Annotated in this window: 16 protein-coding genes; 12 read left to right on the top strand and 4 right to left on the bottom strand. The window is 60.2% G+C overall.

Annotated features, from left to right (window positions below; translation table 11 throughout):
- Window positions 1-12: 12 nt before the first annotated feature.
- The 3 genes from ACO08A_RS28665 to ACO08A_RS28655 all read right to left on the bottom strand — a co-directional run bounded on the left by ACO08A_RS28665 (window position 13) and on the right by ACO08A_RS28655 (window position 1,563).
- Window positions 13-423 (bottom strand): VOC family protein, encoded by a 411-nt coding sequence (locus tag ACO08A_RS28665; protein ID WP_422039245.1) that lies wholly within the window; start codon window positions 421-423, stop codon window positions 13-15.
- Entirely contained in the window at window positions 420-857 is a 438-nt protein-coding gene (locus ACO08A_RS28660) for a GFA family protein (protein ID WP_422039244.1), read from the bottom strand. The genes ACO08A_RS28665 and ACO08A_RS28660 overlap by 4 nt, the downstream gene beginning before the upstream one ends.
- A gap of 79 nt (window positions 858-936) precedes the next feature.
- A complete protein-coding gene (locus ACO08A_RS28655) occupies window positions 937-1,563 on the bottom strand; it encodes a DapH/DapD/GlmU-related protein (RefSeq protein ID WP_422039243.1) in 627 nt (208 codons plus the stop codon).
- A gap of 394 nt (window positions 1,564-1,957) precedes the next feature.
- On the opposite strand from ACO08A_RS28655, the gene phnC reads away from it, so the two are divergent.
- The 11 genes from phnC (at window position 1,958) to ACO08A_RS28600 (ending at window position 20,269) form a co-directional block, all read left to right on the top strand.
- On the top strand, window positions 1,958-2,791 hold the full coding sequence (phnC, locus tag ACO08A_RS28650; RefSeq protein WP_422039242.1) for a phosphonate ABC transporter ATP-binding protein: 834 nt from the start codon (window positions 1,958-1,960) through the stop codon (window positions 2,789-2,791).
- A 55-nt stretch (window positions 2,792-2,846) separates the two neighbouring features.
- Complete coding sequence (gene phnD / locus ACO08A_RS28645) at window positions 2,847-3,764, top strand: phosphonate ABC transporter substrate-binding protein (protein ID WP_422039241.1); 918 nt, start codon at window positions 2,847-2,849, stop codon at window positions 3,762-3,764.
- A 273-nt stretch (window positions 3,765-4,037) separates the two neighbouring features.
- Window positions 4,038-4,886 (top strand): phosphonate ABC transporter, permease protein PhnE, encoded by an 849-nt coding sequence (phnE, locus tag ACO08A_RS28640; RefSeq protein ID WP_422039240.1) that lies wholly within the window; start codon window positions 4,038-4,040, stop codon window positions 4,884-4,886.
- A gap of 11 nt (window positions 4,887-4,897) precedes the next feature.
- Window positions 4,898-6,235 (top strand): phosphonate ABC transporter, permease protein PhnE, encoded by a 1,338-nt coding sequence (phnE, locus tag ACO08A_RS28635; RefSeq protein WP_422039239.1) that lies wholly within the window; start codon window positions 4,898-4,900, stop codon window positions 6,233-6,235.
- 92 nt (window positions 6,236-6,327) lie between these two features.
- Window positions 6,328-6,852, top strand: coding sequence for an isochorismatase family cysteine hydrolase (locus ACO08A_RS28630; protein ID WP_422039238.1), 525 nt, complete (start codon window positions 6,328-6,330; stop codon window positions 6,850-6,852).
- 140 nt (window positions 6,853-6,992) lie between these two features.
- Window positions 6,993-8,192, top strand: coding sequence for a lytic murein transglycosylase (locus tag ACO08A_RS28625; protein WP_422039237.1), 1,200 nt, complete (start codon window positions 6,993-6,995; stop codon window positions 8,190-8,192).
- 139 nt (window positions 8,193-8,331) lie between these two features.
- Window positions 8,332-8,973 carry a ParA family partition ATPase gene (gene parA, locus ACO08A_RS28620; RefSeq protein WP_422039236.1) on the top strand — a complete coding sequence of 214 codons (642 nt, stop codon included), beginning with the start codon at window positions 8,332-8,334 and terminating at the stop codon, window positions 8,971-8,973.
- 93 nt (window positions 8,974-9,066) lie between these two features.
- A complete protein-coding gene (locus ACO08A_RS28615) occupies window positions 9,067-14,604 on the top strand; it encodes an MG2 domain-containing protein (RefSeq protein WP_422039235.1) in 5,538 nt (1,845 codons plus the stop codon).
- 8 nt (window positions 14,605-14,612) lie between these two features.
- Entirely contained in the window at window positions 14,613-16,745 is a 2,133-nt protein-coding gene (gene pbpC / locus ACO08A_RS28610; protein ID WP_422039234.1) for a penicillin-binding protein 1C, read from the top strand.
- A 665-nt stretch (window positions 16,746-17,410) separates the two neighbouring features.
- Complete coding sequence (locus ACO08A_RS28605; protein WP_421982417.1) at window positions 17,411-18,625, top strand: porin; 1,215 nt, start codon at window positions 17,411-17,413, stop codon at window positions 18,623-18,625.
- A 462-nt stretch (window positions 18,626-19,087) separates the two neighbouring features.
- Window positions 19,088-20,269 carry a porin gene (locus tag ACO08A_RS28600; protein WP_421982418.1) on the top strand — a complete coding sequence of 394 codons (1,182 nt, stop codon included), beginning with the start codon at window positions 19,088-19,090 and terminating at the stop codon, window positions 20,267-20,269.
- Window positions 20,270-20,421: 152 nt separating this feature from the next.
- Here ACO08A_RS28600 and ACO08A_RS28595 read toward each other — a convergent pair whose 3' ends face one another.
- Complete coding sequence (locus ACO08A_RS28595; protein ID WP_422039233.1) at window positions 20,422-21,342, bottom strand: alpha/beta fold hydrolase; 921 nt, start codon at window positions 21,340-21,342, stop codon at window positions 20,422-20,424.
- Between the two features lie 271 nt (window positions 21,343-21,613).
- On the opposite strand from ACO08A_RS28595, the gene dapA reads away from it, so the two are divergent.
- Complete coding sequence (dapA, locus tag ACO08A_RS28590) at window positions 21,614-22,492, top strand: 4-hydroxy-tetrahydrodipicolinate synthase (RefSeq protein WP_422039232.1); 879 nt, start codon at window positions 21,614-21,616, stop codon at window positions 22,490-22,492.
- Window positions 22,493-22,510: the final 18 nt, after the last annotated feature.

Here is a 22,510-nt window from a genome sequence, read left to right as displayed (position 1 = left end):
CAATCGCGTCAATCAGACCGATTTGAATGCCCGGCTGGAGATCTGGAGGGCGTTCCCGTCCGGGTCCTTCGCATTGGAAAAAGCGTACCCGTCCGCCTTGTGAATGGTTCCGAATTTCAGGCCCTTCTTTGCGGCTTGTTCCCGGAATGCGGGAACATCCGCGACATCGAAGACCAGCTTGACGGCAACCTGACCCAGTTTTTGCGCCTTTCCGGCCTTGTGGAGCAAGAGGTGCGCCCCGCCATTTTCCGGAACCAGTTCGGTGATCCGGTCTGTCGGTGTTGTCACCGCCCTGAACCCGAAGAAAAACGCATAGAACGAGGCGCTGATATCCACGTCGCGCACATAAAGGATGATTCGATTGAGTCCTGCGGACACAGTCACGCCGCTGCCGGAGGGGGCGCTCAGATCGGTGTCGCTCATTTCCTGAGTTCGCCTTGTGTGAACGCGATGGACGGATCGGATGAGTGTTCGATGCCGTCAATCCCGATCTCCACCCAGGGGTGCTTGCGGTGTTCGTAAACCGAAAACCGTGGCGCTGGAAATGCCGGATCTGCAAACGCACCGACTGGAATGGCGATGACACCCGGCCAGCCCTCGATGACAAAGGCGAGGGTCGACCCGCACACCGGGCAGAACCGATAGGTGGCGACATGACCGCTGTCGCAGTCGCGGTGCCATTCCTTGAAATCGCCTTGGAGGCGGACATTTTCGTCGCGCCACCGTGCCTGCACCGCGAAAACGCTTCCGGTCCGCTTCTGGCATTCAAGGCAATGGCAGGCAGAAATGCGCACAGGTTCGCCGCTGCACTCGGCACGCAGCTGTCCGCACCTGCACGTTGCCGTTCGTGTGCTCATCGGTTGGCCTCCGTTTCGGTCTGCTCGCAAGGAAAGCACCGGCACGCGAGGCGCACAATAGGTCTCGCGCAGAAGAGACCTATCGATATTTTTCAATAAACGCGTCGATGGAAAGCTCCCGGAAGTCCGGCAGGCGCTCCTTCAGCGCGGCGTGCGGCCAGTCCCACCAGCAAATGTCCATCAGCGCCTGTTCCTGCCGTTCGCTGAAACGGCGTTTGATCGGCTTGGCGGCGACACCGCCGACAACGGTATAGGGGGCAACGTCTTTCGACACGACCGCGCCCGCGGCGATGATGGCACCCGTACCCACCGTGACCCCGGCAAGCACGGTCGCATTGTGGCCAATCCACACATCATGTCCGATCGTGACCCAGTCGTCCTTGCGCCACTGAAAGAAGCCGGCATCGTCGTCGCCGAGTTCGTAGGCCGCGGCGCGATAGGTGAAATGATGCTGGGACGCGCGCCAGGTCGCATGATTGCCCGGATTGAGACGCACGCGCCGCGCGATGGAACAGAACTTTCCGATGCTCGACCAGACCACGTCGCCGTCCTGAACGATGTAGGAATAATCGTCCATCTGGCTTTCACGCATCTCGGTGCGCGCACCGACTTCCGTCCAGATCCCGAGTTCGCAATTCAGCACGCTGGCTTCGGGATGAATGTTCGGGGCCTCGCTCAGCGAAGGTTTTTGTGTGGGCGCGGACATCTGGTCTCCAACGGAATTGATCAATACGCGCTGTGTTTCTAGCGGGCCGGAGCGCGTCTCAAGTGAAGTTTTGATGACAATGCCATGACGAATTGCGTCAGTTCTCATGTGCATACACCGTGGAAAACGGGGAGTGCCTGTTTTTGCGGCGCCGGAGCGGAACGCGCGTTGCCTCAAAAACAGGCGCATTGCGTGCGTGGTTACCGCAGGCCAACCGTCGACACTTCAAGGCGAAAAAACATTATCCGTCTAAGTCCAGCCGGCGACGACTGCCTCCATGTCATTGAAAGGACACAAATACTTAGCCTGAACGTCAAAAACCTGTCATCTGACTGTAATCGACCAATGGCTCTTTCCCCCGGGCGCTAAGCATTATAACGGACAGGGCTGTCGGGTGATTGAATTCCAGAATGTAACCAAGACCTTCGGGTCCCGGACTGCGGTCAACAAGGTCAGTTTCAACATCGGCAAGCCGCAGATGGTCGGCATCATCGGCCGGTCCGGTGCGGGCAAGTCGACCTTGCTGCGGATGATCAATCGGCTCACGCCGGCAACGTCCGGGGAGATCCTGTTTGAAGGCAGGGATATCCTGCGCCTGAGAGGTGCCATGATGCGCCGCTGGCAGCGCGATTGCGCCATGGTCTTTCAGCAATTCAACCTCGTGCCGCGCCTAGATGTCGCCACCAACGTGATGCTGGGGCGTCTGAATGGCCACGGCACGATCAAGAGCCTGTTCAACATCTTCAGCGCCGAAGATGTCGCTGACGCGCTTGAGGCCCTCGACCGCCTCGGCATCGTCCAGGAAGCGACGAAGCGCGCCGAGGAACTGTCAGGCGGCCAGCAGCAGCGCGTCGCGATCGCCCGCGCGCTGATGCAGAACCCGCACATGATCCTCGCCGACGAACCGATTGCGTCGCTCGATCCCATGAACGCGAAAATCGTCATGGACGCCCTGCGCGAAATCCACGAGCGCGACAACAAGGTGGTCATCTGCAATCTGCACACGCTCGACACCGCCCGCAGCTATTGCGACCGCGTGATCGGGATGCGTGACGGTTTCATCGTTTTCGACGGCAAACCGGAAGAACTCACGACAAATGCAGCCCGCGAGATCTACGGCGCGGACGAAAGCTTCAACGAGGCAGCCACATCCACTGCCATCGATGCCGGCAACCCCGGCGCTCAAGAATCCGCCGGTGCGATGACCCCGGCGGCAGCGGCGGTTTGAACCGCCCGCGCACCTTACAACGTCATCGGATTCAGTCTCTCGGGGAGTGTCCCAAATGAAAATCGTATCCAAAGTTGCCGCGCTTGCCGCTGTCAGCATGATCGCCCTGAATGCTTCGCTTGCAGGCGCAGATGAAATCACCGAATTCCGCATCGGCATTCTTGGCGGCGAGAACGCCTCCGATCGCCTGCGCGCCTATGAGTGCCTGGAAGAAAAGACCGCTGACCTTCTCGGCGTCCCGGTCAAGCTCTTTGCGCCCGCCGACTACAACGGCGTGATCGAAGGCCTGCTGGGTGGCAACCTCGATCTTGCCTGGCTCGGTGCGTCCAGCTACGCCAAGGTTCACCTGACCGATCCGGAAGCCGTTGATCCGGTTCTCGTCAAGGTCAACGTTGACGGCGGCTATGGCTACTACTCCATCGGTTTTGCCCGCAATGACAGCGAAATCAATTCGCTGGAAGACATGAAAGGCAAGGTCTTCGGTTTTGGTGATCCGAACTCCACATCCGGCTACCTGATCCCGTCCATCGCCATCCCGCAGGAAGGCTATCCGATGGAAGCTGGAGATTACTTCGGCGACGTGGTCTTCACCGGCGGTCACGAACAGACCATCGTTGCCGTTTCAAATGGTGATATCGATGCAGGTGTGACCTGGGCCGACGGTCTTGGCGAATGGGAAGACGGTTACAACTCCGGTGCTCTGCGCAAGGCATCCGATGCCGGTCTTGTCGACATGACCGAACTGCGTCAGATCTGGCAGTCCCCGGTGATCCCGGAAGGCCCGATCGTTCTTTCCAAGAAGCTGCCGGAGGACGTCAAGATCAAGATGACCGGCCTGATCGCGTCCCTCAACTCCATCGATCCGGACTGCGCCTACAACATTGCAGCCGGCGAGACGAAGGGCTTCATGCCGATCACACACGAAGCTTACGTGAACATCGTTGAAGCCCGTAAGGCCAAGAACAAGAACTAAGGTTCGAATGAACCAGGACACGGGCCGACTATCGGCCCGTGTTTTCTTCCATCAAGGCGTTGATTTCACTTCAGGTTCGAGCAAGGAACCGGGCCGGGGCCCAGTGCCCTCAGGACCGTTTTTGTAAACAGTCACCCCTGCGCCTGTGGTTACCGGATCCCTGCTGTAGTCGTTGCTCGCAAGGGTGGATGCAGGGATTGCGAGACCAAGACCGCCCTGGGCAGCACGACGCTGCCAACATGCCAGAATTCTTTCACAGAAGGCTCCTAGAACATGGCCGTTGCCGCTCTCGAACAGGAAATCCTGATACTGCGCAAGCGCCGCCAGCTGTACTCGCTGATCGGGTTGCTGCTCGTCGTTGCAGTGCTTGTTTCCGGCTTTTCGAAATCCAACGAGATGAATTCCGGCGGCTTCCTGCAAGGGCTTTCGAAGTTCTTCGACTATCCCGGCGAAATCGTTGCCGAAGCCTGGCAGGCCGGGCCGGCATTCTTCGGGCTCATTTTGACCTTCGTCCCGGCGATGCTGGAGACATTGAACATAGCCGCGGTCGCAACGCTTTTGGGAGGTGCAATGGCGGTCGTGCTGGCCATGGCTTCCACGCGCAACGTCGACAGTTGGGGACCTCTCATCCCGGTCGTTCGCCGTATCATGGACATCACAAGAGCGTTTCCGGAGCTGATCATCGCTCTCTTCCTGATTTTCGTTCTCGGGTCCAGTCCCGTTCCGGCAATGATCGCGGTTGCGGTCCACACGGCGGGCGCTCTCGGAAAACTCTTTTCCGAGGTCAATGAAAACATTGATCGCAAGCCGATCGAAGGTTTGTCAGCCTGTGGTGCCAGCTGGCTGCAGCGCATCCGCTATGCCGTGATGCCGCAGGTCGCCCCGAACTATCTGAGCTACTTCCTGCTGCGGCTTGAGATCAATGTGCGCGCTTCGGCCATTCTCGGCTTTGTCGGCGCGGGCGGTATCGGCCAGGAGCTCCGCCGCACCATCGGCTGGGGTCAGGGCGCGGGGGACGAAACAGCTGCGATCTTCGTGCTCCTGTTCTGCACCATCATGATGATTGACCAGGTCTCGTCCTACCTGCGTGGCAAACTCGTCGGCTCCGGCCGCGCGCATTGAGGAACTTCATTATGGCTGTCGATACGCTCAATGAACCGGTCTTCGACCGCGACACTGTTTTCCGCAATGTGCGCCGCCGGGCCTGGCTCACCATCGGTGCGCCCTTGGCGATCGTTCTTTACCTGACCTACACATGGTTTGCCTTTGGCGTGCCCGAATTGCTCTCAAAGGCGCAGCCCGAAAGAGCGGTTATCCTGGCGACCGACAGTGTCGCCTACAAGGTCCATGTCACCAAGCTTCTGCGGCGCGACATCATGGAGGTCGCCATCGAGGGGGAGCGCCGGGCGACCTACGCTCAGGAGGACCTGCCCGACTGGGTGGACGTTGACGGCACGAATGCGATTGTCGATCTCGGCGACGGTTATGAAGTGGCGATAACCGGCAAGGTGATGGAGTTCACCGTACCCGACTACGGCACCATCAAGGTCACGGCGACAAACAGCGGCGTGACGACTGAGTTGCCGCCCGGTCCCGTTCCGGAATGGCTCAAGGATGATCCGAGAAAGTTCGATGCCCGTCCGACACTTGATCGGCGCGTGCAGGTGACGAAAACCAAAATCGAAGTGCACAACTACTTTGGCGGCTGGGAAAATTTCTGGTTTTCTTTCCAGTCCGAGCTGCACGGCATGTCTTTCAGCCAGCTCTGGGCCATCGCGCTCTCCAATGAACGCATCGATCCGTCGCAATCCAACATGTCGCTGATCATGCACGATTTTCTCGGAAACCCCGACTGGCAGCACGGTGAGGTTTTCACCGCACTTTTTGAAACGATCATGATGGCCGTTCTTGGTACGCTTATCGCCGCGTTTGTCGGTTTGCCCCTGGCGTTTCTGGCCGCACGAAACTTCACGCCATCACTCCTCCTGCGTTTCGGCACGCGCCGTCTGTTCGATTTTCTCCGAGGCATCGACATGCTGATCTGGTCCTTGATCTTCATTCGAGCCTTTGGTCTCGGACCGTTGACCGGAGCGCTTGCAATCGCATTCACCGATACCGGCACCCTCGGCAAGCTGTTCTCCGAAGCGCTTGAAAATATCGACAACAAGCAGGTGGAGGGCGTCCGGGCGACGGGGGCCAGCCAGATCCAGCGCTACCGCTTCGGCGTCATCCCGCAGATCCTGCCTGTCTTCGTTTCGCAGGTTCTCTACTATCTGGAATCCAACACCCGCTCGGCAACCGTGATCGGCGCGCTCGGGGCAGGGGGCATCGGCCTGATGCTAGTCGAAACCATGAAGACGTCCCGTGACTGGGAAAACACGAGCTACATCATCATCCTGACGATTTTGGTCGTCATCATGATGGATCAGGCCTCGGGATGGCTGCGCAGGAAGCTGATTGAGGGCAAATAGAGCAACACCCTTTGTCCACGGATCGGGTCGCGTGACGGCTTGCGCAATGCGCAGCGCTGTGGTCGCCTGTCAGCCATGGGGAGGCGGCCACCATGCAGGCGCATGTCGGATTGTTGATCGTGGATGTCCAGGCCGGTTTCGTCGGCGCTGGGACGGACCATATTCCGGGTATCGTCGAGGATCTGCAGCAGAACTATAGCCACGTCGCCGCTTCCCGTTTCGTCAATCATGAAAACTCGCCGCATCGCCTATTTCTGGACTGGAACAGGTTTCTGCCCGGCACCGGCGAAGTCGAGCTTGCCTTCAGGCCAGTCTCCAACGCCTTCGTGTTCGACAAGCCGCACTATTCGGCCGTCTCGTACGATTTGCTCAGATGGGTCCATCTCAATGGCCTGTCCGAAGTGCATCTGTGCGGGATCGACACGGAGATCTGCGTGCTGTCGTCTGCCACGGCGCTGTTTGAAGTCGCGATCAGGCCGGTCGTCCTGGAATGGGCTTGCGCTTCCGGTGGGGGCGGGAAAGAAGGCCACGCCGCCGGGCTGATCGCCTTGAAACGGCTGATCGGAGGCCAGAATGTGTGGGCCGACAGCTCCGGAAGACGATTTTTCGGCGGATGAAGGGCCTGCACGGCGCGAATTCCAAACCGGGATTTGCAGCTCCTGTGGGATTAAGTGCGCTCCCATCCCTTTTTCGCCGCATTTCCATCGTGCGATAATCAAAACATCTCGCAGAGGAATCAATGCTCTTGGAGGGGCTCATGCCGGGATTTGGGTTGAAACGACTGGCGCTGCTGGCGCTTGGGATGGGGCTTGTCTGGACCGCCGGCTCGCAGAATGCCTTTGCCATTGAAAGCTGCGTCGCATCGCTGAAACGGGAAGCGATTTCCGCCGGCGTTCGGCCGGAGGTCGCCGAACGGATGCTCAAGGGGGCATCTTTCGACGAGAAGGTGATCCGGTTTTCCACGTCGCAGCCGGAATACAAGACCGAGATCTGGGACTACATGGCCTTCCTTGTCGATGCCGAGCGCATCAAGGATGGCAAGAAAAACCTCCGCAAGCACCGCCAGACCCTCTCGGCGATTGAAAAGCGCTACGGCGTCAACCGCCACGTCGTTCTGGCCGTCTGGGGGATCGAGAGTGATTTCGGCCAGTTCAAGGGGGATTTCTATACACCCCATGCGCTTGCCAACCTGGTCTGCGCCGGAAAACGGCGTCAGAAGTATTTCCGCGGCGAACTCATCAAGACCTTGCAGATTGCCTCGCGCGGGGACGTTCCCGTCAATGATTTCCAGGGGTCCTGGGCCGGTGCATTCGGTCAGACCCAGTTCATGCCCAGCACCTACAACAGCCTGGCGGTCGATTTCGACGGCGACGGGCGCAAGGACCTGGTCAATTCCGTTCCAGATGCCCTGGCATCGACGGCGAATTTCCTGAAGAATGCGGGCTGGAGAGACAGCCGTGCCTGGGGCTATGAGGTCAAGGTGCCGTCCGGCTATTCGGGGCCGACAGGCCTCAAGAAGCGTGCCTCGCTGTCAACCTGGGGCCAGCGCGGGTTCAAGAAGGTCGGCGGCGGCAGCGTCTCTGGCAAGACCGAGGCGGCTCTGATCCGTCCTGCCGGAGCGAACGGGCCGGCTTTCCTGGTCACGCGCAACTTCAACGCCCTGCGGTCCTACAATGCATCGACATCTTACGGACTCGCGATCGCGCTTCTGTCTGAACTCGTTGCAGACGGCGAACCGTTCAAGACGCCCTGGCCGACGGACAATCCCGGCCTTTCGCGGGCACAGCGCCTTGAATTGCAGAAGCTTCTCAACAGGAACGGCTTCAATGTCGGGGAGCCCGACGGCAAGGTCGGACCGCTGACCCGTGCGGGCATCCGCAAGGCCGAAGCCAAGTACGGCTTGCCGGTGACCGGGCGGCCGTCATGGAACGTCTACAGCGCGCTCGGCGGAAAGTAGCCGCCCCTCAGGCGTGCCCTGCGCCGGGAACGCAGGGTTGAGAAGGCCTCTCCCGTGATTTATGTCGTATTGCACCATTGTTTTGTTGCGCTGCGAAAACATGCGTCGCACAATGCGGGTCTCATTCTGGAGAAGTGCAATGTCAGGCCGAATATTGACAGTAGCCCAGCAAAAGGGCGGATCCGGCAAAACCACGCTGGCGGCTCACCTTGCGGTTGCGCTCGCCAAACAATCAGGTGAACCGGTTGCGATCCTCGACGTCGACCCGCAAGGATCACTCGGAACCTGGTTCGAAGCGCGTGAGGAAACCCTGGGGGAAGACGAGACCGGACTTGAATTCCGCACGGCGTCCGGCTGGGGCGCACGGCGCGAGGCGCGGTCTCTGGCACGGTCACACGGTTATGTCGTCGTCGACACGCCGCCGAAGACGGATACCGATGCAAAACCCGCGATTGACGCGGCGGATTTCGTCATTGTGCCGGTCCAGCCGACCCCGGTCGATCTGTGGGCGACGTCCCAGACGATCGATCTTGCCAACCGGGAGAGCACGCCCGCGCTGCTCGTCTTGAACCGGGTACCGCCGCGCGCGTCGCTGACGGGAGAAATGGCGGAAGCGATCGCCGAATCCGGCTATGAGACACTGAACGCGCGGCTCGGCAACCGAACCGTATTCGCCTCCGCGATGGGCAGGGGCATTGCGGTGACCGAGGATGCGCCGTCCAGCAAGGCGGCGATCGAGGTTGCCACGCTGATTGACGAGTTGCTCGACCGGATCGGCTGAGGTCCGTCCTCTCCGGTCCAACACCAGAATTGCCTTGTCCTTGTCACGTTCCGGTGCCTTGATAGAGAAAATTCTCGGTCCGGGAGGACAGGCATGTTTGTTTCATTCAACACTTTCAACCCAGTCAATTTCTTCACGGCGCGTTTGAAAGAGCGCAGTTTCAAGGCGTTCACGGCACCATTGGTCCTGGCTGCTACGATCGCGATGGTTCCAGCGGCCCATGCCCAGGACCGGCGCATCGTGACGATCGATGACGCGGATTTCTTCGGTGGAGACTATCGAACCGTCAAGGATGTCGATCTGGACGGCTGCACCAGCGCCTGCCTTCAGGACAACCAGTGCCGCGCCTTCACGTTCAATACTTCCGCGGGCTGGTGTTTCCTCAAGTCGGATTTCGGAGAACTTCAGAGTTTCCAGGGTGCCATCGCGGGCCGCGTCGTCGAGGTTCAGGCACCGCGTGCCGACGAAAGCGCCGACCGCAAGGCCGAGCTGGCCTTTGTGCCGCGCGCACAGCTGGAAAGCGCGGAAACCTACTCGCAAAGCCTTGCCAATCTCAGACGGACGACGCGGGCGACGGTCGAACAGTTGCGTGCGGAGGGACTTGCCGCGCTCAGGAACCGCAACGCAGCGCTTGCCGAAGCAGACTTTGCGCAGCTGATCGTCCTCGAACCGGGTGATTTCTCCGCCTGGACCCAACTCGCCCTGGCTTTGCTGGCACAAAACCCGGACAGTTGGCAGGAAAGGGAAACCAAGCAGAAAAATGCGGTCTCGGCGGCGATCAATGCCTACCTGCGGTCCATTACGCCGCAGGAGCGGGCTTACGCGCTGGACCTGCTCGGCAGCGCCCTGGTCCGCAGAAGCGAGTTCAAGTCGGCGATCAAGTCGCTGAGAGCGTCGCTCGCGCTCGGCGAAAATCCGGACCTGCGCCGGCGTTACGATGAGCTTGTCGCGCAGCACGGCTTCCGGATCGTCGATCATCAGGTGGATTCCGACAGCACGGCGCCACGGATCTGCCTTGTTTTCTCTCAGAAACTGCCGCTTGGCGAAGACCTTTCGCCCTATGTAACGGTCCGCGGTCCGACGACGTCCTCGATTGAGGCCGAGGGAACGCAGATCTGTGCCGACGGCCTTGAACATGGCGCCCGCTACCAGGTCACCGCGCGCAGCGGACTGCCGGCGGCGGACGGCGAGAAGCTGGAGAAGACCTCCGAACTCTCCATTTACGTGAAGGACCGGTCGCCATCGGTTCACTTCCTGAGCCGGTCCTACGTCCTGCCCTCCGGCGGCAACCCGACGATCCCGATCGTATCGGTCAACACGAACGAAGTCGAGACCACGATCTATCGCGTCGGCAACCGGTCGGTCGCCGATGTGCTGCGCGACAACAGGTTTTTGCGCCAGCTCGACCCGTGGCAGGCGGACCGGATTCAGGACGAACTGGGCGAGAAGGTCTGGTCAGGCGTCCTTGAAACGGAGAACCCGCTCAACCTTGATGTGACCACGGCCTTTCCGGTCGCCGAAACCGGTATCGACCTCAAACCCGGTATTTACGCGCTGACGGCCCGGTCGAAATTGGACGTCAGGAACCGGTGGGGAACGCTTGCGACCCAGTGGTTTCTCGTGTCCGATCTCGGGCTGACCGCGCTCAGCGGCGACAATGGCATTGCCGCCAATGTCCGATCGCTCGCTTCCGCGGAAGCCCTGGAAGGCGTGACGGTCAGGCTGCTGGCCGTGAACAACGAGATTCTGGGTGAAACCGCCACCAATCAGGACGGATTCGCAGAATTCGCGGCCGGACTGACACGCGGACGGGGCGGATCCGCGCCAGGCGTGCTGATTGCCGAGACCGCCGGGGGCGACTATTCGTTCCTCGACTTGCGCAAACCGGCTTTTGACCTGTCCGACCGTGGTGTCGAGGGCCGCACGGCGCCGGGACCCCTGGATGTCTTCGCCTGGACCGACCGGGGGATCTACAAGGCGGGCGAGACGGTTCACGCGCAGGCGCTTCTGCGCAATTCCAAGGCCGTCGCCCAGGAAGACTTCCCGCTGACCTTTGTGTTCAACCGCCCCGATGGTGTGGAACATGCCCGTTTCACCGTCTCGGATGCCGGGCTGGGCGGACATCTGCAGGATCTCGACCTCGGGACATCCGCGCAGCAGGGTATCTGGTCGTGGCAGATATTTGCCGATCCGAAGGGCCGCGCCCTGGCCCAGGAAACCTTCCTCGTTGAGGACTACCAGCCCGAGCGCGTCGATTTCGAACTCGAATCCCGGGCTTCAGCCTTCAGCAGAACGTCGCCGACACCTGTCTCGCTGGAGGCGAAGTTCCTGTACGGGTCGCCAGCCAGCGGCCAGACACTCGAAGGTGACGTGATCGTCCGTCCGGTGCGAACGATGACGGATCACCCGGGCTATGTCTTCGGGCTCGAAAGCGAAGAAACCTATTCGCGCCGCGGTGAAATTCCCTCCGGCCTCAAGACCGACGGCGAGGGCAGGCTGACGTTCGATGTTGCCATGCCCGCATTGCCCGAGACGACTGCCCTTTACGACGGCACGCTTGTCGCGCGCCTCGTCGAGGCTGGCGGACGCTATGTCGAGCGCGACCTCGAACTGCCAGTTGCCCTTGACGGGCCGCGCATCGGCATCAAGACAGCGTTCGACGGCGGCGTCGACGAAGGCGGACCGGCCGCCTTCTCGATCATTTCCGTCGGCGAGGACGGCAGGCAGGTCGGAGCGTCCGGGCTGACCTGGACACTTTCGAAAGTCAACCGCCGATACCAGTGGTACCGGCTGGACGGGCGCTGGTCCTTCGAACCGATCACGACCTCGCAGCGCGTTGCCGGCGGTGAACTCGAAACGACGGCAGCAAGTCCTGCCACGCTTTCGCTGCCGGTGGAGTGGGGAGAGTACCGGCTTGATATCAAGGGCAGCGGGGCACTCCAGACAGCGACGAGCGTCTCCTTCAATGCCGGATGGTACTCGGCGGATGCGACCAGCGACACACCGGACTATCTCGATGTCGGGCTGGACAAGTCCAGCTACCGGCCGGGTGAGGTTGCGAAACTGCGCCTCAAGCCGCAGATGGCGGGCATCGCCGTCGTGAACGTGGTCGCCGGCGGTTTGCTTGCAAGCCAGAGTGTTGAGGTGCGTGCCGCGGAAACCGAGATCGAGATCCCGGTCAGCGACGACTGGGGCGCGGGCGCCTATATCACGGCCAGCCTGTACCGGCCGATGGATATCGACCAGAAGCGCATGCCGTCCCGATCCGTGGGACTGTCCTGGCTGCAGATCGATCCCGGCGATCGGACCATCGACATCGACGTCTCCGCACCGGACCGGATCCTTCCCGAAACGACGCTCGACGTGCCCATCAGGCTTGCCAATCTCCAGGCCGGAACGCGCGCCTATCTGACGGTTGCCGCCGTCGATGTCGGCATCCTCAACCTCACCGACTACGAAACGCCGAACCCGGAAGAATGGTATTTCGGTCAGCGCCGTCTCGGAACGGATATCCGGGACCTTTACGGACAGCTCATCGACAGGATGGCCGGCACGTCCGGCCGGGTCAGGTCCGGCGGGGATGCCATGTCGCTCCGCCTCGATTCGCCACCTCCGGACGAGGAGCCCGTGGCGCTGTTTTCCGGGCTTGTCGAGGTCGGACCCGACGGTGAGGCCTCGGTCTCGTTCGATGTGCCCGCCTTCAACGGTGCCCTGAAACTGATGGTGGTTGCCTGGACAGCCGACGGTGTCGGGCACGCGGAGCAGGAAGTGGAAGTCCGCTCACCCGTGGTGATGACGGCAAGCGCACCCGCGTTCCTCGCACCGGGCGACGTGTCGCGTATCGCGATCGAGATCGACAACGTTGACGGCGCATCCGGAACTTATGAACTGGAAGTCTCGGCGGGCAACGGCCTCACGATCGACAATGCGCCGCGACAGGTTCGGAGCCTGGGCATCGAAAACGGAGACAAGTCACTCTTGCTTCTGCCGGTGGGTGCGGGCAGCGCGACCGGCAAAAGCGAGCTGGTTGCCGCCCTGACCGGCCCGGACGGCGCAAGCTTCGTCAAGCGGATAGGGCTCGATATCAGGGATACTCAGCCGGAAACCGTGCGCCGGTCCTCGGTCCAACTGGTCGCGGGCGGGAGTTTGACCCTGAGCAGCGACAGTTTCGACGGTCTGAAAGCATCGACGGTCGACGTGACCCTCACGGCCGGCGGTGCTGCCAGCATCGATCTTGCCGGTCTTCTGGCTGCCCTCGACCGGTATCCCTACGGATGCACCGAACAGACAACAAGCCGCGCGCTGCCGCTGCTCTACCTGAGCGAGGTTGCCGAGAGCGCTGGCCTGGGAGGCGACGACGCCATACGCGAACGTGTCGTGAAGGCAATCGCCGCGGTTCTGGCCAATCAGTCCTCGTCAGGCGATTTCGGTTTGTGGAACAGCTATGGTGGCGGCGACACGTGGCTGTCCGCCTACGCGACCGACTTCCTGACCCGTGCGCGCGAAAAGGGATACAAAGTTCCCGATCTCGCCTTCACCACCGCCCTGGACAATCTTGAAAACCGGCTCTCCTACGCCACCGATTTCCGGAATGGCGGGGAGGATATCGCCTACGCGCTCTACGTCCTCGCCAGAAACGGCCGGGCGTCCATGGGTGACCTGCGCTACTATCTCGACGCGAAGCTGCAGGATTTTGCGACGCCGCTTGCCAAGGCGCAGGTTGCCGCCGGTCTTTCGCTGTATGGCGAGAGGGAACGGGCTGCGATCGGGTTCTCCGCCGCACTTGCCGATCTCCCGCGCGATACCTCCAACATCTTCAGGGATGACTACGGGTCGCGCCTGCGCGACAGTGCTGCCGTCACCGACTATGTGGTCACGGCGTCTGCGGGCACGCAGCTCGAGGACGAGGCCGTTGATCGGCTGGAAGAGGCCCAGGGGCAGACGCCGAACCGCTCGACCCAGGACATGGCCTGGCTGCTTCTGGCGGCGAACGCTCTCAACCAGTCGGCCGAGGAGGCGCGTATCTCGGTCGCCGGCGCGGAAACGCCGGGGCGCCTTGCGTGGTCGCTGACGGGATCCGAGATTGCCGGTTTGCCCGTCGAGGTCGTCAACAATGGCACCGCAGCAACGGATCTGCTTGTCTCCGTTTCCGGGCAGCCCGCTGTTCCCGAACCCGCGGGTGGGCGCGACTATTCGATTGAACGCACGATCTACGATCTGGACGGCAATCCGGTCGATCCGGCGGCGGTTCCCGTGAACACGCGTCTTGCGGTCGTTGTGAGCGTACGCGCTCTCACGGGGCAGCCCGGGCGGCTGATGGTGGTCGATCGCTTGCCTGCAGGCCTGGTGATCGACAATCCACGCCTGGTGAGGTCCGGCGATATCGGCGGGCTCTCGTTCCTCTCGACGGTTGATTCGCCCGAGCATGCCGCTTTTTACGACGACCGGTTCGAGGTCGCCGTGGATCAGAACCGTCAGAGCGGCGAGGAACTGACCTTCGCCTACCTGGCGCGCGCCGCAACGCCGGGCACGTTTGCGCATCCCCCGGCGTCCGTTGAAGACATGTATCTGCCGGACCGCAGAGCGATCACCGCGACGTCCCGCTTCACCGTGCTCGGACCGACCAGGTAAGTCCCGGCATGCTGAAGCGTTCGCGGCAAAAGAAGAAGCTGAACTACAGGCGATCGCTCGTCGCGGCCGGTTTCTTCTGCGCCGTGTCCTCCGCTTTGGCTGCATGGAAGGTCCATGGCGACTACTCGTCCCTGCCGGAACCGCCCGGTGTTGCTGACCTGCCGCTCTCGGTCGTTGTGCTCGACCGCGACGATCGTCTGCTGAGGGCCTTCGTCAGCGACGACGACAAATGGCGGCTGCCGGTGGAACTGGGTGACATAGACCCGATCTATTTCGACATGCTGCTCGCTTTCGAGGACAAGCGCTTCTTCGAGCATGGCGGCATTGATGCGCGTGCGCTTCTGCGCTCCGCCGCTTACAGCGTGCGCGCGGGACGCATCGTTTCGGGCGGCTCGACGCTGACGATGCAGGTCGCCCGCCTGCTTGAGGAAAAACCGACAAAAAGTGTTCGGCGCAAATACGAGCAGATCCTGCGCGCGATCCAGCTTGAGGAGACGTTCACGAAGGAAGACATCCTTCGTCTCTATGTCATGCGCGCTCCCTTCGGTGGAAACCTGGAGGGCGTGCGGGCGGCGAGCCTGACATGGTTCGGCAAGGAACCCGGACGCCTGACGTCCGCCGAAGCGGCATTGCTCGTCGCGTTGCCGCAAAGTCCGGAAACACGCAGGCCCGACAGGTTCGCCGAAAACGCGCGCGCGGCGCGCAATCGCGTTCTCGCCGTTGCGGCATCGCGGGGCGTGGTGTCGTCGGCCGAAGCGGCATCTGCCTCTGCGGAACCGGTGCGGACGCGTCGCCACGCTATGCCGTTGATCGCGCCCCACGAGAGCCGGCACGCACGGAAAAATGCACCGGAGAAGGTCGCGCATCGGCTCACCCTGGACCGGGACCTGCAGGCAACGCTTGAGGTGCAGGCGCGGCGGCGTGTCGCCGACTTTCCTGCGCCGGTGTCGCTCGCGCTCGTGGTTGCCGATCACGCCAGCGGTGAAATCCTGGCCAGAATCGGCGCCCCCGATCTTCTCGACGAGGCACGGCTGGGACACATTGACATGACGCGCGCGGTCCGGTCCCCGGGGTCGACCCTGAAGCCGTTCATTTACGGTCTGGCCTTCGAGGAGGGGATCGGTGTGCCGGAGAGCCTGATTGCGGACAGACCGGTCAGCTTTGGCGGCTATCGCCCGACAAACTTCGATCGCGCCTATCAGGGCACGGTCACACTTCGCGAGGCGCTTCAGCTTTCCCTGAACACGCCGGCAGTGCAGCTGCTGGAGGCTGTCGGCCCGGCAAGACTCATGTCACGTCTCGGGCGGGCTGGTGTGCGGCCGGTCCTGGACAGAAGAAGATCCGCAGGGCTGGCCGTCAGTCTGGGCGGGCTCGGGCTCACGCTGGGCGAGTTGACGCAGGCCTACGCGGCATTGGCAAGGGGGGGTGAGAAAACCCGCCTGGTGGCTTGCCGCGACGCATGTCTGCCCGTGGCTGGCGTTAAGTCCGGCGGACGCGTTCTATCTGAAAAGGCTGCGGTCATGGTGAGCGACATCCTGATCGGGATGCCGCAGCCGAGAAGCGCACAATCGCACCATATTGCCTACAAGACCGGGACTTCATACGGCTACAGGGACGCATGGGCGGTCGGGTATGACGGCCGATTCGTCGCCGCAGTCTGGGTCGGGCGGCCCGACGGGTCTCCCGTTCCCGGGCAGACGGGGCAAAAAACGGCCGTGCCGATCCTCCACGAAGTCTTTCAAAAGCTCGGTCCGAACCGGGAAACCCTGCCGGTCTATCCTGCGGCTGTCGGTGCACTGCTCGATGGTGCCGTGCCCGTATCCTTGCGCTATGCGCGCACATCGGCGGGCCGCGCCGCTGACCGCATGAAGGACAAGTTGTCGATCTCCTATCCGCCAGCGGGAGCAGAGCTGGATCTGGGTTTCGGTACAAGTCTGGGGGAGCTTGGGGCAGCACAACCCATTGTCGTGAAATTCAAAGGCGGGACGGGCCCTTACGCGATTCTTGTCAATGGCCGGCCGCATCGCCTGGATGCGTTGCAGAATCAACTTGTCTGGCAACCGGAAGCGCCTGGTTACGCACACGTGACGATCCTCGACGCGATTGGCGGAAGTGCATCTGTTTCGTTCATGATGCGTTAAATATCTGAAAAATATAATAAAATTTCCCCGTCAAACTTGCTGGCAACGCGGGTCGCCGTTGCAATTCGCGGCCAGGAGAGCGTATCCGCACGCATTCTGAAAAGCTAACTTAAGGTAATCGAAAGTAACGACTGCTCGCGTATTGCGCGCAAGTCGATTGCATAAGTATAAAATAAATAGAAATAGTAATTAAATATCGGAAAAATGAAAAACAAATATGATTTCTACTAAAAATAGCCATGTTTGATTAATTTTTATATTAAATATACAAAATATTATACTTTTGTGACGGCCTGAGCTTGTCAAATACAACCTGAAGATTCGCAAACGGAGATTGTATTTTACAATCTCTGGCATTCTACGTAAAATCGGCAGAATTCTGCGGTATTTTGAAATCTGGAATCGAAAAACAATAAAAAACAGTAATTTAATTTGTTGCCAAAATAACACATCCCGTTTGAGTTGTACAACCTGAGCATGTTTTTGGCTTGAAGCTGGGAGATGGATCTGGTTTTAAGGAAGTCGCGATAACGAGTATTCGTCTCGGAAAATAATTCAAATGATGAGCAATTGAGTTGTTTTTCTAGAAAATCGCGGGGGTAGACCTTGTCACGTCATTTTGGGCGGGGTGAGGCTCTAATTGAAATGACTGTTTGGAGGTCAAAATGAAACTCAAGGGCTTGATGCTCGGCGTGGCAGCTGCTGCTACCGCTACCACCGCTCAGGCGGCCGATCTTCCGGTTGCTCCGGAGCCGGTTGACTACGTTCGCGTCTGTGACGCTTACGGTTCTCGCTTCTACTACATCCCGGGCACCGAAACCTGCCTGCGTGTTGGTGGCCGTCTGCGTACGCAGTTCGTTGTCAACAACGTTCTCGACAACGACGACTTCGACACAACGTCCGGCTGGCAGAACCGCGACGCGGACGGCTATTCCTGGCTGACGCGTGGATACGCATACCTTGATGCCCGTAACGCTACCGAATTCGGCACCCTGCGTGCGTATGTCGGTCTGCGTATGGACATCACCAACGGCAACAGCGGCTTCAAGCTGGACGCTGGTTACATCCAGTGGGGCGGCCTGACAGCTGGTTACCTCGGCTCCAACTTCAACATCTACACCGGTCAGGTGTTCATGGGTGTTGTCACGCGTGACTGGTCCGACTCCACGGTCAACCAGCTCGCTTACACCGCTGCTTTCGGCAACGGCTTCTCCGCAACGCTGGCTCTGGAAGACCGTTCCGGCCGCGAAGTCGGCGACTACGGCGGAACCCGTATGCCTGACGTTGTTGCTGCCCTCAGCGTTTCCCAGGGTTGGGGTTCTGCACAGCTCTCCGCTGCTCTGCACCAGGTTTATCCTGACGCTGCCTTCAACAGCACCAACGCTTCTGGCGATGAAGACAGCCTCGGCTGGGCAATCGGCGCCGGTGTGAACATCAACCTGCCGTTCGCGAACTCCGGTTCCAACATCTACTTCCAGGGCTTCTACGCTGACGGCGCACTGTCCTACATCGGTAACGGCATCACCGGCTTTGAAGTCACTACGGGCGGAACGACCTACTCTCCGTCTGACTACGACAGCAACGGTGACACCAACTCCGGTTACTCCCTGTCTGCTGGTCTGTACGTTCAGGCAACGCCGACCATCGGTCTTGCAGCTGACGGTTCGTGGGCTCACATCGACTCGGGCACGTCTGCTCTGGGCGACATCGACCGTTGGGCAATCGACGGTTCCGTACAGTGGCAGCCGGTTTCCGGTTTCGTGATGGGTGCCGACATCGGTTACTCCAACACCAGCTTCGACAACCCTGCCTCTGGCGCAACGGGTTCGACGGATGTTGACGAACTCCTCTTCGGTGTTCGTATGCAGCGGACATTCTAATCTAACGGTTAGAATCCTGACTGAGAGTTTCTGAACTCCGGTCAGTCATGCGGCCCGGCAGGCTCCAATCTGCTGGGCCGTCTCCTTTTTGGATTTGTCGATTCTCAGCTCAAATTTGCGGTGACTCGCCCCAGCTGCGTAAAACGAAAGCGTCGTTTTGTGCCGCTAGGAGAGGCTCTAGAGCGCTCATTTCCTAACAGTTTCTAAAGATCTCCCCCAATTTTGTGACATTCGCGCAACACCGGTTTTTGAAAACAGCGCTCGGGCAGGGTCGAACGCGTATTCGATGTTGAACCGCAAATGTGGATGCGTATGGTCATGGTGCGAGCGGCTTCGAGCCGCACTGGTTTGCATGCCACGGACATCCAACCTCCGATCGGAAGCAAACGCAGACTTAATTCGCGGGGACAAATGGCGCTTCTGTTTTTAGTGCCAATTGAAATGACTGATTGGAGGTCAGAAATGAAACTCAAGGGCTTGATGCTCGGCGTAGCAGCTGCTGCTACCGCTACCACCGCTCAGGCGGCCGATCTTCCGGTTGCTCCGGAGCCGGTCGACTACGTTCGCGTCTGTGACGCTTACGGCTCTCGCTTCTACTACATCCCGGGCACCGAAACCTGCCTGCGCGTTGGTGGCCGTCTGCGTACGCAGTTCGTGATCAACAACGTTCTGGATGACGACGACACACCGGGTGCATGGGGCGCTCGTGACTCCGACGGCTATTCCTGGCTGACGCGCGGTTACGCATACCTCGATGCTCGTAACGCTACTGAATTCGGCACCCTGCGTGCATATGTCGGTCTGCGTATGGACATCACCAACGGTGCAAGCGGCTTCAAGCTGGACGCTGGTTACATCCAGTGGGGCGGCCTGACAGCTGGTTACCTCGGTTCTAACTTCAACATCTACACCGGTCAGGTGTTCATGGGTGTTGTCACGCGTGACTGGTCCGACTCCACGGTCAACCAGCTCGCATACACCGCTGCTTTCGGCAACGGCTTCTCCGCAACGCTCGCTCTCGAAGATCGTTCCGGTCGTGAAGTTGGCGCTTACGGCGGAACCCGTATGCCTGACATCGTTGCTGCTCTCGGCGTATCCCAGGGCTGGGGTGCTGCACAGCTCTCCGCTGCTCTGCACCAGGTTTATCCTGACGCTGCCTTCAACAGCACCAACGCTTCTGGCGATGAAGACAGCCTCGGCTGGGCAATCGGCGCCGGCGTGAACGTCAACCTGCCGTTCGCCAACTCCGGTTCCAACATCTTCTTCCAGGGCTTCTATGCTGACGGCGCACTGTCCTACATCGGTAACGGCATCACTGGCCTGACCGGCGTATCCGACTACGCTCCGGACGGAGACACCAACTCTGGTTACTCCCTGTCTGCTGGTATTTACGTCCAGGCTACTCCGACCATCGGTCTCGCAATGGACGGCTCCTACGCTCACGTAGACGTAGACAGCTCTTCCTCCTTCGGCGACATCGACCGTTGGGCAATCGACGGTTCCGTACAGTGGCAGCCGGTTTCCGGTTTCGTCATGGGTGCAGACGTTGGTTACGCCAACAACTCCATCGGTGGCACCGGCGGAAACTCCGACAACGACTTCGACGAACTCCTCTTCGGTGTTCGTATGCAGCGTACGTTCTAATCAATCCTCAATCGAGGTTTGATGGAAAACCCGGCGGAAACGCCGGGTTTTCTTTCTTGTTTCAAGACTCAAAAAAGCCCGGGATTTCAATCCGTTGGGTGCCAAGCGAGTTGTCAGTGCCGCCGATACCAGAGCAACTGCGGCTCTCCGGCCTAAAGCTCCTTCAAAAATCGTGCGACCGCTTCGTGCGTCTCCGTTTCCCAAAGCACCGGCGCATGACCCTGGCCGGGAATTGTCCTGAGCCGGGCATTCGGATGCGTTTCGATCATCCGATCGCAGGTTTCCGGGCTGAGCAGATCAGATTTTTCACCGTGAATCACCATCACCGGACGATCGAGCAGCCTGTCATAAAGCGGCCAGAGATCGGGTGCGGGCGCCGCATCGTCCAGGCTGGCGAATTGATGGGCGAGGGCGGGGTCATAGTCCATGACGACACCGTCGGAAGTCTCGGAGGCAAGTTGGCTTGCGAGTTTCAGCCAGTCTTTGTGCTCAAATGCCGGAAACTGGTGTCCGATCGTGTGTTTCAGGTTGTCGGCGACCTCAGCAAGTGAGCGTGCGCTCATCCGGTGACCCAGTGTCGCCGCGATTCGATGGATCGCGCGCATCTCGATATGCGGCCCGACGTCGTTGAAAATGACGCCGGCCATCTGTTCTGCGGAATAGCGGCCGGCCATGACGAGGGCGTGGAGCCCACCCCGGGAGGTTCCGAGGACGGCGAACCGTTTCAAGCCGAGTTTCTCAATCGCAAGAGCGATGTCGTTTTCCTCGACCGGAAGCGCATAGTTCCGCCAGTCCGCATCCCAATCGCTTTTGCCGCGGCCCCGGTAGTCCAGCGCGATGACGTGATGATTCTGCTTCTGAAGGAAACTTGCTATATCATTGAAATCACGTGAGTTTCTGGAAAGACCTGGCAGGCAGATGACCGGAATGCCGGCCGTGTCGTCAGGCATGTCCACAACCCAGTCGCGGCCATGAAGGGTAAGTCCGTCGGCGCTCTGCCAGGTGAAATCCCGCGGCTGCGAGGGCGGCGTTTGCGCGCCGGCAGAGTGCGCGTCTTCAGGCGCGGTGCTCATTGATTGTCTCCGAAAGCGTTTCCTGGTTCTGTTTTCCAGAAAGATAGGGGCAGGCCAGATGCTCTGCCAATAGGAAAACACCGTATCTTGCCGATCGCGCCGAGCGAGGTGTCTCTGAAAAGGCGCATTGTGCCGAATAAAGGGAGCGAATCCGGCTGAACAGCAACGCAAGCATTGCCCCTTTTGCAGCGGATGAGTATGTTGCGCGTCCAATGAGACAGGGCAATCGCCGTTGCCCGGAAAAACACGACTCATCCAAGAGGAAACCGAGATGTTCAAAGGCTCCATTCCAGCGCTGATTACCCCGTTCAAGGACGGAGCGCTTGATGAGAAACGGTTTCAGGATTTTGTCGAGTGGCAGATACAGGAAGGCTCCAACGGTCTTGTTCCTGTCGGCACCACCGGCGAAAGTCCGACCTTGAGCCATGACGAGCACAAACGGGTGATCGAGCTTTGCATTGAAGCGGCTGCGGGACGCGTGCCGGTAATTGCCGGTGCAGGATCCAACAACACAGTTGAAGCCATCGATTTTGCCCAGCACGCCGAAAAGGCGGGGGCAGACGGTTTGCTGGTCGTGACGCCCTACTACAACAAGCCGAATCAGGCCGGGCTGAAAGCGCATTTCAAGGCGGTGAACGATGCGGTCGGTCTGCCGATCATCATCTACAATATTCCGGGGCGGTCGATCATCGACATGACACCGGAAACAATGGCCGAACTTTACGAGACCTGCACGAACATCAAGGGTGTCAAGGACGCGACCGCGGACTTGTCCAAGACCAGCCGGCAGCGGCATCTTTGCGGTCCCGAGTTCAATCAGCTGTCCGGCGAGGACATTTCCGCCCTGGCGTTCAACGCACATGGCGGCGTCGGCTGCATCTCCGTCACGGCGAATGTTGCGCCGCGCCTTTGTTCGGAGTTTCAGGCCGCGACACTGGCGGGTGATTTTGCAAAGGCGCTCGAATATCAGGACCGGCTCGCGCCGTTGCACCGTGCGCTTTTCCTCGAACCGAGCCCCGGCGGGTCGAAGTATGCGCTTTCAGTACTCGGCAAGATCGAAGAGGAAATGCGCTTGCCTCTCGTTCCGGTGACCGAGGAAACCAGGGCCGAGATCCGCGACGCCATGGCGCATGCGGGTCTGATCAACTGAGCGAGCAGGGCGTCATGC

The sequence above is a fragment of the Roseibium sp. genome (genome assembly GCF_965232425.1).
In the GTDB taxonomy this organism is placed as follows: domain Bacteria; phylum Pseudomonadota; class Alphaproteobacteria; order Rhizobiales; family Stappiaceae; genus Roseibium.
Note: the sequence above shows the minus strand (reverse complement) of the source record. Positions and strands in the feature narration are given on the sequence as shown.

Excerpts from the sequence above, each read along its gene's own strand:
- ACO08A_RS28665 (WP_422039245.1), bottom strand. The coding sequence starts at position 423 with ATGAGCGACACCGATCTGAGCGCCCCCTCCGGCAGCGGCGTGACTGTG.
- ACO08A_RS28660 (WP_422039244.1), bottom strand. The coding sequence starts at position 857 with ATGAGCACACGAACGGCAACGTGCAGGTGCGGACAGCTGCGTGCCGAG.
- ACO08A_RS28655 (WP_422039243.1), bottom strand. The coding sequence starts at position 1,563 with ATGTCCGCGCCCACACAAAAACCTTCGCTGAGCGAGGCCCCGAACATT.
- phnD (WP_422039241.1), top strand. The coding sequence starts at position 2,847 with ATGAAAATCGTATCCAAAGTTGCCGCGCTTGCCGCTGTCAGCATGATC.
- phnE (WP_422039240.1), top strand. The coding sequence starts at position 4,038 with ATGGCCGTTGCCGCTCTCGAACAGGAAATCCTGATACTGCGCAAGCGC.
- phnE (WP_422039239.1), top strand. The coding sequence starts at position 4,898 with ATGGCTGTCGATACGCTCAATGAACCGGTCTTCGACCGCGACACTGTT.
- ACO08A_RS28630 (WP_422039238.1), top strand. The coding sequence starts at position 6,328 with ATGCAGGCGCATGTCGGATTGTTGATCGTGGATGTCCAGGCCGGTTTC.
- ACO08A_RS28625 (WP_422039237.1), top strand. The coding sequence starts at position 6,993 with ATGCCGGGATTTGGGTTGAAACGACTGGCGCTGCTGGCGCTTGGGATG.
- parA (WP_422039236.1), top strand. The coding sequence starts at position 8,332 with ATGTCAGGCCGAATATTGACAGTAGCCCAGCAAAAGGGCGGATCCGGC.
- ACO08A_RS28615 (WP_422039235.1), top strand. The coding sequence starts at position 9,067 with ATGTTTGTTTCATTCAACACTTTCAACCCAGTCAATTTCTTCACGGCG.
- pbpC (WP_422039234.1), top strand. The coding sequence starts at position 14,613 with ATGCTGAAGCGTTCGCGGCAAAAGAAGAAGCTGAACTACAGGCGATCG.
- ACO08A_RS28605 (WP_421982417.1), top strand. The coding sequence starts at position 17,411 with ATGAAACTCAAGGGCTTGATGCTCGGCGTGGCAGCTGCTGCTACCGCT.
- ACO08A_RS28600 (WP_421982418.1), top strand. The coding sequence starts at position 19,088 with ATGAAACTCAAGGGCTTGATGCTCGGCGTAGCAGCTGCTGCTACCGCT.
- ACO08A_RS28595 (WP_422039233.1), bottom strand. The coding sequence starts at position 21,342 with ATGAGCACCGCGCCTGAAGACGCGCACTCTGCCGGCGCGCAAACGCCG.
- dapA (WP_422039232.1), top strand. The coding sequence starts at position 21,614 with ATGTTCAAAGGCTCCATTCCAGCGCTGATTACCCCGTTCAAGGACGGA.